A 12,397-nucleotide genomic window follows, 5' to 3' on the forward strand; every position below is an offset into this window, starting at 1 on the left:
CCCGGAGTACCGATGCCCGAAGTCATTTTCAACGGCCCAGCCGGCCGTCTTGAAGGCCGCTACCAGCCCTCCAAGGAAAAAAGTGCGCCGATCGCCCTTATCCTGCACCCGCACCCGCAGTTCGGCGGCACGATGAACAACCAGATCGTCTACCAGCTCTTCTACATGTTCCAGAAGCGCGGGTTCACGACATTGCGGTTCAACTTCCGCGGAATCGGCCGCAGCCAGGGCGAATTCGACCACGGCGCCGGCGAGCTTTCGGATGCCGCTTCCGCGCTCGATTGGGTGCAAGAGTTTGCATCGCCGAATTCGAAGACCTGTTGGGTCGCTGGCTATTCCTTCGGCGCCTGGATCGGCATGCAGCTGCTGATGCGCCGCCCGGAAATCGAAGGCTTCATGTCGATTGCGCCGCAACCGAACACCTACGACTTCTCGTTCCTGGCGCCCTGCCCGTCTTCCGGCCTGATCATCAACGGCGAAGCCGACAAGGTCGCGCCGGAAAAGGATGTCAACGGTCTGGTCGAAAAGCTGAAGACGCAGAAGGGCATCCTCATCACTCACCGTACCGTGCCGAATGCCAATCACTTCTTCAACGGCCAGGTCGAAACACTGATGGCGGAATGCGAGGACTATCTCGACCGCCGCCTGAACGGCGAACTGGTGCCGGAACCGGCAGCGAAGCGTATTCGCTGACAATCAAATGTCGGTGGCGCCGAGCTCGAATGTCGGCGCCACAAAGCCGTCGATCAGCCGCGGCGCGACCGGCCGCATTCCGATCTTCTTCAGTACATGCTGCGAGGCGAAGTTTTCCGGATGCGTGAAAGCGATGAAACGCGTGGCGAAGCCCTTGTCGAAGAACCACATCGCAAGCGCACTGGCCACTTCCGTCGCATAGCCCTTTCCCCATTCTTCCTCGCAAAGCGCATAACCGAGTTCGAATTCGTTCTCGTCGCGGTCATGCATCGAAATGCCAGCGCGGCCGATGAAGCGGCCATCATCTTTGCTCAGGAGCTTGTACTTTGTCGTTCCGTCCTGCGCATTTTCTTTGAACCAGCTGGCAAGCCGCTCCTCGCACTTCTCGATGCTCCAAGGCGTGCCGCCGGACATATAGCGCGTTGTGCCAATCGTCGAATGCAGCGTGCGGACCAGTCCGGCATCGCTTGCGTCCCACATCACCAGCCGCAGCCGCGACGTTTCGAGAATAAGCGTTCCCACCATCATGGCCTCGCAAGAATGCCGCCGCTGACTGGTTCCTTGACGCCGGTCGTGCCCGGAAAAGTCAGCGGCAGTCCCTCCAGCGACCGGACTGCTAGGTAGGCCCAGGCTTCAGCTTCCATGGCGTCGCCGTTAAAGCCCGCAACCTCGGCGGAGATCACGTCGGCATTCTGGCGGGCAGCGAGATCAGCAAGATCGCGCATGATCGTGCGGTTCAGCCGTCCGCCGCCGCAGACGATGTAGAGCGTCGGCATCCCCGGCAGGTGACCGGCCGATTTGATGATCGAGGCGGCAGCCACATAGGCGAGCGTCCTCGCGCCGTCCGCGAGCTCGGCGTCCGCTCCGCTCGGCGGTAGAAAGTCATTGCGATCGAGCGAACGGCGTTTCCCGGCAGTAAAGAACGGGCTTTCCAGATACCGGTCGACCAGTTCGGCGACGATCTTGCCTTCCGAAGCAATCATGCCGCCCTGGTCGAACGGAATCCCGGCATTCTGTCTCGACCCATTGGTCGATCAAGGTATTTCCCGGCCCGCTGTCATAGGCGACGATCGAGCCGTCGGCGCCGATATCGGTGAGGTTCGAGATGCCGCCGATATTGACGAAGCAGACCGGCAGCTCGGCGTCTCGAAGAGTCCCCGGAAAGCGCCGCATGGTAGGCCGGCACGAGCGGCGCACCCTGCCCGCCATGCACCATGTCGTTCGCCCGCATGTCGTAAACGATCGGGATGCCGGTCTCGCTCGCAAGCAGCCGCCCGTCGCCAAGCTGGACGGTCAGCGCCTCGTCGGGCCGGTGCAGCACGGTCTGGCCGTGGAATCCGACGACATCGATCGCGCTCTCGATCCAGACCGCAACGATCGAGAAATTCCGTTACGGCAGATGCATGACGCATCGTAAGCTCTCGCTCGATTGTTGCCAGTTCGCCGGGGCGTTCCTTGCGCCTGAGTATGGATTTGGCGCCTTCAAGCGAAAGCTTCAGCCTGTCGCGAAAGGCCGGATCGTCAAGGCACCCCCAGAAACGGCCCGCGTTCCACGCTGGCTTCACCGTGGCGCACGAACCAGGGCGACATCGATCCCGTCCATCGACGTTCCGCTCATAAGGCCGATTGCGGTTCTTATTTTACCCATCCATCCTCCAAAACATTCCGAACGGAATAGTGCACTTTCGGCAAAACAGTGCTAAACGCGCCGCGGGCGGTTCAAACGAGTCTCGATCCGACACCCCGAAGAGACGAAGTCAGTGTCCGAGTTCGAATCCGATTTCCTGCGCATCCTGAAAGAGCGCGGCTTTTTCATTCATCAGATCTCCGATGAAACAGGCCTCGACGATCTGTTCGCCAAGGAAAGCGTGACGGCATATATCGGCTTCGACCCGACGGCGCCGAGCCTGCATGCAGGCTCGCTGATCCAGATCATGATGCTCCACTGGCTGCAGAAAACCGGCCACCGCGCGATTTCGCTGATGGGCGGCGGCACCGGCATGGTAGGCGATCCGTCCTTCAAGGAGGAAGCACGCCAGTTGATGACCGTCGAAACGATCGAAAGCAACATCGCCTCGATCAAGCGTGTCTTCTCGAATTACCTGACCTACGGTGAGGGTCCGAAGGACGCCTTGATGATCAACAACGCCGAATGGCTGCGTTCGATCAACTACCTCGATTTTCTGCGCGATGTCGGTCGCCACTTCTCGGTCAATCGCATGCTGGCCTTCGACAGCGTGAAGACGCGTCTCGATCGCGAACAGTCGCTCTCGTTCCTCGAATTCAATTACATGATCCTGCAGGCCTACGACTTCGTCGAACTGGCAAAACACTACGGCCTGCCAGCTGCAGATGGGCGGTTCTGACCAGTGGGGCAACATCATCAACGGCATCGACCTCGGTCACCGCATGGGGACTACACAGCTCTATGCCCTGACCTCACCGCTTCTGACGACATCTTCCGGCGCCAAGATGGGCAAGTCGGCGACCGGTGCCGTCTGGCTGAACGCCGATATGTTCTCGGCCTATGACTTCTGGCAATACTGGCGCAATACCGAAGATGCCGACATCCCGCGCTTCCTCAAGCTTTACACCACCTTGCCCATGGACGAGATCGCACGCTTGTCTGCGCTCGGTGGCTCGGAAATCAACGAGGTAAAGAAGATACTCGCAACCGAAGTAACGGCGATCCTGCATGGCCGCACCGTTGCCGAAGAGGCCGCGGAAACGGCTCGAAAAACCTTCGAAGAAGGCGGGATCGCCGAGAACCTTCCCTCCGTCGATGTTCCCGCATCCGAACTCGACGCCGGATATCGGCCTGCTTTCGCTGATCGTCGCGGCGCCGGCCTTGCTCACTCCAACGGCGAGGCCCGCCGTCACGTTCAGGGCGGTAGCCGTGCGCATCAACGACCAAGCGGTCAGCGACGAGCGTCGGCTGATCGGCAGCGGCTGAAATCACCGCCGATGGCGTCATCAAGCTGTCGCTCGGCAAGAAGAAGCACATCCTGATCCGCCGCGCGGCCTGAGCCACACGGTATCGAAATCCAAGGAAGCCGGCCTTCGCGTCGGCTTTTTTATTGGAACTCGAAGATGTTGCGGAAAACGCCCGGCGCAATGATCGACAGCGGATTGATCTGCATGGCCGGATGGTCGAACTTGCCGGTCAGCTTGAACGTGATGCCGATCAGGCCGCGATCCGAACCGTTCCCGAGAATGATGCCAATGACCGGCAACTCGGCAAACAGCCGGTTCAAGCCATAGGCCGGCATGAAGGTGCCGGTCATATCCATGTTGCCACGCTGATCGCGGATCACGCCCTGGAACGTGGCCCCGATCTGATCGCCGCGCACCACGCCGTTTTCGATACCGACCACGCCGCCGCGGGACACGACGCGCGCGAAGCCGCGCTGGAAGCGCTGCGCGGAGGTGTCGATATTGCGTTTGACGGCGGAATTGAGGCTGCGCTGGTTCTCGCCGACCGGCGTTGAAACGATCGAGTGCAGGCGCTGTTCGTTGACGATGGCGAAGCGGCGTATATCGACCGAGCCATCCCAATTGCCGCCGTTGCCGAGCCTGATCGACATGTTGAGCAGCCCACCCTGCATATGCTGATAGAGATCGGCGAAGCGCGAGACGGCACCGGCATCGCCGCTCGTGATATTCAAGGCGCGGCCTTCCCTTGTCTGGCTGACGACCGCCTCGCCGCTGCCGGTGATGCCGGAAAAGTTCAGCGCCTGCAGCCGCCCGCCGCTCGATACGTATCTGGCCTCGAAATTGCCGATCTTTTCATCGTTGAAGCCAACGACGCTGTTGAGATTCGCACGGACCGAGACGCTGGCACTGCCACCACCCTCCCCGTCGCTGTCGCCCTGTCCGTTCTTCAATCGTGCAAGGATCGGACGCGCATCGGCAGTGTTTCCAGATACCGAAACGTCGAAATTGCCCCTGTTGCGCCGGATCGATATCGCAAAGTCATCAAGGGACGAAAGTCTCACGCTGTCGAAATCGGCAGATTCGAGGTCGCCCTTGCTGAGGGCAAACGAGCCGCTGGCGCCAAAGCCGTCGCCCTTCAGACGGAAATTCCTGATCTGCGTTTTCTCGGGTGGTCCCGATACTTCGAATTCCGCCGTTGCGCCGATCCCGCTTCCCTTCGCCCAACCGATCCAGGGAAGCTGTAACGACGCCTTGTCGAGATCGATCTGAACATTCTGGCGTTCCTCATCGATTTTCGTCAGTTGCATCGTCAGGCTACCGTCGATGATCCCGGATAGGCCAGGAAGCACCTTTGCGCGCTGAGCGTTGTTCAGCGTCGCCGTGATGATGCGCTGCGGCTTGAGGCCGGACGATTTGTCGGTCGGCTCAACAAGCTCGATCTCGGCGGGAACGCCGTCGATCTGCCCCTCGGCGTCGAGCGCCACTTGCTGCGGATTGGCGTCGAGCGCGCCATTCAGATTGGTAATCACCCGGCCCGACACCGGCTTGCCGACATCGACGCCGCTGAGCTGCATGGTCGCCTTCCATTCGGGCGGCGGAGGATCCTGCGATCGCAGAAGGCCGAGCCGCGCCTCGACGTCGGCGGTGATCTTGCCCTTCAGGTCCCCAGGCACAAGGCCCGCGCGCTGCAGGACCTGGACCGGCTTATAGGTCAGGAGTTCGCCCACCGCATCGGCATCGCCGGAGATCGCGAGCTTCATTTCCGCCATCAGTGGCTTCTGGTAAGTCGAGGGCAGTACGAACTGACCCTCTCCGAGGCTGACGGAACGGCCCGACGCGAAATATGACGTGCCACTTTTGATCGAAATCGTCGCCCTCTGGCCGGTCAGATCGAAATGGGCGGACGTATCGCGGATCGGCGGAATATCGCCTGCCACGTTCATGCGCGCATTGGCGATATCGAAATTGATACGGATTTGCTCGTCGCCGAGTCTCAGCCCCTTGCCGACGGCCTCGTCCAATTTCCCGGACGGAATGAATACCGAGATCGACGCGTTCGTGACCGTGCCGCCGAAGAGATTTCCCAAAACCCATTCGCGCGCTCTGGGCGCCATCCAAAAGGGCCAGAGCTGCTTGATCGCAGCCGTCTGAAGCTGCTGCGATTGTCCGACGAAGCTGATTTCCGGCGATTTGTCGCCGAATTTGACATGAAGCGATCCGAACAGCTGCCCCAGAGGACTAGAAACTGTCATGCCCGCGAACTGCAGTTCCCGCGAGGCGACGAGGTAGCGGCCCGTCGTCTGGATATCGAATGGGAGCGGCTGTTCGCCCGAGCCCACCGGCGCAGCCGTGCCGCCGCTGATCAGGAGATCGATGCCAAAACCCTTGCCGACGGCCGGATCGAGCTTGTCGAGGTCGATGATTGCGCCGTTGAACGGGACGGCGGTGTTGCCGAATTGCGCTTGCGATCTTGCGATCTCAAGCGTCTGCTTCGTAAAGTCATAGCCGAGATTGATGCGGCCGCCGGAAAGCTGCTGCTCGTCTCCGTCGACATAGATCGACCCGGGCGCAAGATCCGCCCTGGCGGCCAGGGAGGGCGCAACATCGCCTGCATCCCGCACCGCGGAAACGGCAACGTCCGCAAAACTGTTCACGCCCTGCCGAATTTCCCCGAGCCCGTTCCTCTTCAAGGTAAATGGCGTCAGATCGGCATGGGTGAGTTTTGCCATGAACCGCGACGCTTTCCCGGCGCTCCTTTCAGCAAGCACGTCCAGCATCGCCACTTCGCCGTTGATCGCCACCTCGCCCGTCAAATGCAGCGAAGATGGCCCCGCATGTGCAAAGACCAGATTGTCGACCACGATCGAAAGCGGACCATTCGCGGTATCGGCGAGCTTGATGTCGATGCCGGAGAGACGCACGGTATCCGTACCCCCGCGCTCAACAAAATCGTCCAGGATATCGAGATGAGAAAACGCAGCTTCCATCGCCTGCGGAATTGCGTCGATGCGAAGCTTGCTTAAGTCCAGCGGGCTGCCGGACGGCAGAAGGGCCGTGTCGAGCGCAATATCGTCGGCTTCGATCGCCGTCACGGCCACCCGGCCGCGAAAAAGCGCAAACGGATCGAGCGCCATGCGCATCGCGCCGGTCGTCGACAGATGCTGCCCGCTTTCCTGATCGACCATATTGACGTTACGGGCTTCAAGCGCGAGCTGTGCACCGGACGTGAACCGGATGACGGTCGACCCCACCTCTGCCCGGTAGCGGGGACCTATCGCCGAATTCAACGCGGTCTGCGCCTGGCGCGACAGCGTCGCGTCGAACATTCCGCTTTCGATAGTGAAAACGATCGCCGCCAGAACAAAGAGAACGGCGGCAAAGCAACCAGCCGTCACATTGGCCGCACGCCGCATGCGTGAACGCCGCGGCGGCGGGCAATGCACGATGATGGGGTCTTCGGCCTGTGCGGAGGGAAGCTCATGCAGCGCGACGATGTCTTTTTTGCGAAATGTAACCTTTTCGCCGCGGATCGCCGACATGCGCTTTGGATAACCCCGAGTTAGAATGTGGCCGCCCGGTCTGGCGGGACGATTTGAGCTTCAATATATATCCGCGGAACATAGTGTCATCCATAAACCCGGCAAAAGAAAGGTTTCCACATATGGCGGTTCTCGGCATCGGCGCCACGGCGCCGGATTTCAACCTTCCCCGCGACGGCGGCGGGCGGGTATCGCTTGCCGATTTCCGCGGAAAACCGCTGGTTCTGTTCTTCTATCCGAAGGACGATACGACCGGCTGCACCGCGGAATCGCTGGCCTTTACCGCTCTGGCCGACGAGTTCGATGCCCGCGGGAGCGGCGGTCGTCGGGATGTCCCCTGATTCGGTCAAATGCCACGAACGCTTCATCAAGAAATACAGCCTTTCCGTTGCGCTCGCCTCGGACGAGGAGAAAACGACGCTGCAGGCCTATGGCGTCTGGAAGGAAAAGAGCATGTATGGCCGCAATTTCATGGGCGTCGAGCGCACGACCTTTCTGATCCGCACCGATGGTACCGTCGCGATGATCTGGCAGAAGGTCAAGGTGCCCGGCCATGCCGAAGAGGTTTTGAAGGCCCTCAGGAACCTTGCCGCGTGAGTACGCTTTCGATGCCATCTCTGCGCGGTGGCGCGATCGAGGCCATCGGTTCCGCCGATCTCGATCGCAAGACAGCTCTGGCGCAGGAAGCTGCGACCCGCTGGTTCGCACGAAGGGTTTCCCTGCGTTCGCCGTGCGATGCGGCGCTGCCGGATAGGCCGGGTCGCCCGGAAAAGCCGACACTGGTACCTCCGACGCAGGTCGAGAGGCGCTCGCTGCACACCGTCAACGGTCGCATCGCGCTTCTTCACGCGATCGCCCATATCGAGCTCAACGCCGTTGACCTGGCGCTCGATATCGTTGCGCGGTTTGCCACCGAAGCGGTCCCCAATTCTTTCTTCGACGGATGGATGCAGGTTGCCTTCGAGGAGGCGAAGCACTTCCGCTTGGTTCGCGGGCGGCTGCGCGATCTTGGCGCCGACTACGGCGATATGCCCGCGCATGACGGCCTTTGGCAGGCGGCGCACGCGACCAGAAACGATCTCACGGCGCGGCTTGCCGTCGTTCCCCTGATTCTCGAGGCCCGCGGCTTGGATGTCACGCCCTCGCTGCAGGCGAAGATGCGTGAAACCGGCGATCTCGAAAGTGCGGCCGTCCTCGAGGTTATCTACAATGACGAAAAGGGGCATGTGGCAATCGGCGCCAAATGGTTCCGCTTTCTCTGCGCCCGCGAGCGCCGCGACCCGGCGCAGACCTTCAAGGAGCTGGTGCGTGCAAACTTCCGCGGCCCGCTGAAACCGCCATTCAACGACCTGGCGCGCGCCGAAGCAGGCCTCACGCCTTCTTTCTATCGTTCATTGACCTCGACCAGCAATCTATAAACCTATACGTGCATTAATATGCCAGCTAAGGCATTTGTTAACCATAACAGTGTGTAATCATTCCTGATCGAAGCACGGGCGCATCAATTGGGAGATTCTCCGTGACGCATGCACAGCATAATCGCGTATTCGGCAAGCGTTCGAAGGAACATATCCTCATTCTCGCCAGTGGCGACAAGGTCCGGCACGTAACCATAAAGCCGTGGATGGCAGCCCTCGGCTTCTGTTTTTCCGCCGTTTTCGTGATCGGCTATCTGCTTGCAACCTCCTACCTCGTCCTTCGCGACGACCTGATCGGCGCCACCATGGCGCGCCAAGCCCGCATGCAGCATGATTATGAGGATCGCATTGCGGCCCTTCGTGCGCAGGTCGATCGGGTCACCTCGCGTCAGCTGCTCGACCAGCAGCTGGTGGAGGACAAGGTGGACAAGCTCATGCAGCAGCAGATGGCGCTGACCTCGCGCCACGGTAAGTTTGGCTCCCTCCTCGACCGTGCGGAAAATTCCGGCCTGACGAGGAAGGATGAGATGATACCGGCTCAATCCCTCGCGCCCGAAGCAACGGACAAGCGTGCGTCGCTTTCAAGCGGTGCCCGGGCGATCGACAAGCTCCTGGCAGGCACGGACGAACCCGCCGCCGCAACGCCCGACAATTCGACACTCGCCAATGTCCCCACACCCGAAACCGTCGGCGATCGTGCCGACCGCCTGTTCTCGAAGGTCACGCTTTCACTGAAAGGCGTCGAGGAAGAGCAGCGCGCCCGCGTTGAGCAGCTGACCGTGGATGCGGGCGATGCCGCCAGCAATATCGAGAAAGTCCTGACCCGCTTCAGGATTGCCGTACCGGAGCAGGCAGCCGTCAAGCCCGATGATGATGACAGCGCTGTCGGCGGTCCCTATGTCGAGCCGGAAAACGGCGACAACTTCAACAATTCCCTTGCGCAGCTCGATACCGCCCTGACCCGGCTCGAAGCCGTTCGCAGTACGGCGGAATCCCTGCCATTCCGCAATCCGGCCATCGGCAAGGAAATCACCAGTCCCTTCGGCAATCGGCGCGATCCTTTCCTCGGACGTCTCGCCCTTCATTCCGGCGTTGACTTTCGCTTTGCTGCCGGCGAAGAGATCCGCCCGACAGCCCCCGGTAAGGTCGTCAATGCCGGCTGGACGGGCGGCTACGGCAACATGGTCGAGATCGATCACGGTAACGGCATTTCTACCCGTTACGGCCACATGTCGCAGATTCTGGTGACGGCCGGCGACATGGTCGGCCGCTCGGATGTGATCGGTCTTGCCGGAAGCACCGGCCGCTCGACGGGCACGCATTTGCATTACGAGGTACGCCAGAACGGCCGCGCGGTCGATCCGGTGTATTTCTTGAACGCAGGCTTGAAACTCGCGACTTATATCAAATAACCAATTGCAGTAACCACAGTTTTACCTGTTCGACGGCTGCAGAGCCCGTATTCCTTGACTTGCAAGCCGTTTGGGACTATGTCGCGCTGCATTGCGGCATGCAATCCCGCCGACTCAACCAGAGTATGGCCGAACCTGAACGGAAATAGTTTTCCCCTTGACGACATTTGCTGACCTTGGCCTGAGCCAAAAAGTGCTTTCCGCCGTTACCGACGCCGGCTACACGATCCCCACTCCTATTCAGGCAGGAGCAATCCCGTTCGCCCTGCAGCGCCGTGACATTTGCGGGATCGCGCAGACAGGAACAGGCAAGACGGCATCCTTCGTATTGCCGATGTTGTCGCTGCTGGAAAAGGGCCGCGCCCGCGCCCGCATGCCACGAACGCTCATCCTCGAACCGACGCGCGAACTCGCCGCGCAAGTCGCGGAGAACTTCGAAAAATACGGTAAGAACCACCGTTTGAACGTCGCGCTGCTGATTGGCGGCGTTTCCTTCGAAGACCAGGACCGCAAGCTCGAGCGCGGTGCAGACGTTCTCATCTGCACGCCCGGCCGCCTGCTGGACCATTTCGAGCGCGGCAAGCTTTTGATGAGCGCCGTCGAAATCTTCGTCATCGACGAAGCCGACCGAATGCTCGACATGGGCTTCATCCCCGATATCGAGCGTATTGCCAAGCTCATCCCCTTCACGCGTCAGACACTGTTCTTCTCGGCGACCATGCCGCCGGAAATCCAGAAGCTCGCCGACCGGTTCCTGCAAAATCCCGAGCGAATCGAAGTCGCAAAGCCGGCCTCCGCCGCCAAGAACATCACGCAGCGTTTCGTTGCTTCGCATGGCAAGGACTATGAGAAGCGCGCCGCACTGCGCGATCTGGTCCGCGCGCAAGAAGACCTGAAGAATGCCATCATCTTCTGCAACCGCAAGAAGGACGTGGCCGACCTCTTCCGCTCCCTCGAACGCCATGGCTTTTCCGTCGGCGCGCTCCACGGCGACATGGACCAGCGCTCGCGCACGAATATGCTTCAAAGCTTCCGTGATGGACAGCTGCAACTGCTCGTCGCCTCCGACGTCGCCGCCCGCGGCCTCGACATTCCGGATGTCAGCCACGTCTTCAACTTCGATGTGCCGATTTATGCCGAGGATTACGTGCACCGCATCGGCCGCACCGGCCGTGCAGGCCGTTCCGGCGCTGCCTTCACCATTGTCACAGGCCGTGACCAGAAACATGCCGACGCGATCCAAAAGCTGATCGGCGAGAAGGTCGAGTGGCTGAATGGCGATCTTTCCGCTCTTCCGCCTCCAGAACCCGGCCGCGAAGACGATCGCCCACGCCGCGCAGGTAGCCGGGATCGCGACAAGGGCCGTGGCCGCGTCAAGGAGCGCCGGGGTCATAAAACTGATATCGGCGCCGATGATAATGCCGCCGAAGCCATCGAAGCAGCAGCACCAGCAAAGGCCGAAAGCGTGAAGCACGAGCGCAAAGCAGAAAACAAGCCGCAGAACAACGCGCGCAACTCTCGGCCCTATCCGGCGAACGACGATAATCGCGAGCGCCGCCGCTATCGCGACCACGACGACGGCCCGACGCCGGTCGGCTTCGGCGACGACATTCCCGCCTTCATGCTGATCGCGGCAAACGCCAAGGTCTAATCTTCCGATGGGCAAGCCTGGCATTCATTTTCCAGGTCTCGGCGTCGGCCTGGTGATTTTGCGCGACGGCAAGATCCTGCTTTACAAGCGCATTCGTGTGCCTGAGGCCGGTCATTGGAGCATCGTCGGCGGCAAAGTAGATCATATGGAGCCAATAGCCGAAGCCGCGCGCCGGGAAGCCGAGGAAGAAACCGGATTGACGATCGCTCGAACCGAACTTCTCGGTCATGCGGAAGTGATTTCAGGCGCCGATGCGCAGCATTGGGTCTCGTTTCTCTATATAGCTAGAGAAGTCAGCGGCGACCCTCAGTTGACGGAACCGGAAAAACTCTCGGATTTCGGCTGGTTTACGCGATCACAATTGCCGACACCACTATCCGACTTTGCCAAGGCCGCAATCGGCTATCTCGACAACGAGGACTTCCGCTGATCATTCGGCTCTAAGCGCCGCCTCATAGGCAAGCCGCACCCATTTCGCCATTTCATCCGGATCGTCATAAGCCGCGTCCGGGATCGACCAGTAAGGCATTTTCACCGGATTGCCCTTCTTGCCCTCATAGAACCATTGGCTGGAGCCTGCTGCGGCAAACTCCGGCGAGCTCTTGTCATCGGCCTTGAGCAGCACCTCGCCGCCAACTTCGACCGCGACGATGCGGCCGAGGTGATAGATGCCCTTGCCGCCGAACATACGCTTGATCGTCACGGGACCGAGCCCCTGAAACATTTCCTCTATACCGGCCGCGTCCATTG

At 60.6% G+C, this 12,397-nt stretch carries 10 protein-coding genes and 2 pseudogenes; 8 read left to right on the forward strand and 4 right to left on the reverse strand.

Annotated features, from left to right (window positions below):
• Positions 1-12: 12 nt before the first annotated feature.
• Positions 13-693: an alpha/beta hydrolase gene (locus ACW4PC_RS06315; protein WP_455873196.1), complete on the forward strand. Its 681-nt coding sequence runs from the start codon at positions 13-15 to the stop codon at positions 691-693.
• A gap of 3 nt (positions 694-696) precedes the next feature.
• Here the strand turns inward: ACW4PC_RS06315 and ACW4PC_RS06320 are convergent, their stop codons facing one another.
• Positions 697-1,218, reverse strand: coding sequence for a GNAT family N-acetyltransferase (locus tag ACW4PC_RS06320; RefSeq protein WP_455873621.1), 522 nt, complete (start codon positions 1,216-1,218; stop codon positions 697-699).
• A pseudogene (locus ACW4PC_RS06325) lies at positions 1,218-2,341 on the reverse strand (anhydro-N-acetylmuramic acid kinase). Before ACW4PC_RS06325 ends, ACW4PC_RS06320 begins: the two are co-directional and overlap by 1 nt.
• 112 nt (positions 2,342-2,453) lie before the next feature.
• Between ACW4PC_RS06325 and tyrS (ACW4PC_RS06330) the strand changes: the two are divergent.
• Together tyrS (ACW4PC_RS06330) and tyrS (ACW4PC_RS06335) are read left to right on the forward strand one after the other, a co-directional pair.
• Positions 2,454-3,059, forward strand: coding sequence for a tyrosine--tRNA ligase (tyrS, locus tag ACW4PC_RS06330; protein WP_455873197.1), 606 nt, complete (start codon positions 2,454-2,456; stop codon positions 3,057-3,059).
• Complete coding sequence (gene tyrS, locus ACW4PC_RS06335; protein ID WP_455873198.1) at positions 3,046-3,702, forward strand: tyrosine--tRNA ligase; 657 nt, start codon at positions 3,046-3,048, stop codon at positions 3,700-3,702. Before tyrS (ACW4PC_RS06330) ends, tyrS (ACW4PC_RS06335) begins: the two co-directional genes overlap by 14 nt.
• A gap of 65 nt (positions 3,703-3,767) precedes the next feature.
• On the opposite strand, the gene ACW4PC_RS06340 is transcribed toward tyrS (ACW4PC_RS06335), so the two are convergent.
• On the reverse strand, positions 3,768-7,166 hold the full coding sequence (locus ACW4PC_RS06340; RefSeq protein ID WP_455873199.1) for a YhdP family protein: 3,399 nt from the start codon (positions 7,164-7,166) through the stop codon (positions 3,768-3,770).
• Between the two features lie 122 nt (positions 7,167-7,288).
• Between ACW4PC_RS06340 and ACW4PC_RS06345 the strand changes: the two are divergent.
• The 5 genes and pseudogenes from ACW4PC_RS06345 (at position 7,289) to ACW4PC_RS06365 (ending at position 12,077) form a co-directional block, all read left to right on the forward strand.
• Positions 7,289-7,763: pseudogene (locus ACW4PC_RS06345) on the forward strand (peroxiredoxin).
• 11 nt (positions 7,764-7,774) lie between these two features.
• Entirely contained in the window at positions 7,775-8,584 is an 810-nt protein-coding gene (locus tag ACW4PC_RS06350) for a ferritin-like domain-containing protein (RefSeq protein ID WP_455873622.1), read from the forward strand.
• Between the two features lie 101 nt (positions 8,585-8,685).
• The gene (locus ACW4PC_RS06355; protein ID WP_455873200.1) at positions 8,686-9,996 is read left to right on the forward strand and encodes a M23 family metallopeptidase; all 1,311 of its coding nucleotides are present in this window, start codon (positions 8,686-8,688) and stop codon (positions 9,994-9,996) included.
• 157 nt (positions 9,997-10,153) lie between these two features.
• Positions 10,154-11,647 (forward strand): DEAD/DEAH box helicase, encoded by a 1,494-nt coding sequence (locus ACW4PC_RS06360; protein WP_455873201.1) that lies wholly within the window; start codon positions 10,154-10,156, stop codon positions 11,645-11,647.
• Positions 11,648-11,654: 7 nt separating this feature from the next.
• Entirely contained in the window at positions 11,655-12,077 is a 423-nt protein-coding gene (locus ACW4PC_RS06365) for an NUDIX domain-containing protein (protein ID WP_039845001.1), read from the forward strand.
• Here the strand turns inward: ACW4PC_RS06365 and ACW4PC_RS06370 are convergent, their stop codons facing one another.
• The gene (locus tag ACW4PC_RS06370; protein ID WP_039845002.1) at positions 12,078-12,395 is read right to left on the reverse strand and encodes a TfoX/Sxy family protein; all 318 of its coding nucleotides are present in this window, start codon (positions 12,393-12,395) and stop codon (positions 12,078-12,080) included.
• Positions 12,396-12,397: the final 2 nt, after the last annotated feature.

The sequence above is a fragment of the Rhizobium yanglingense genome, from assembly GCF_977109285.1.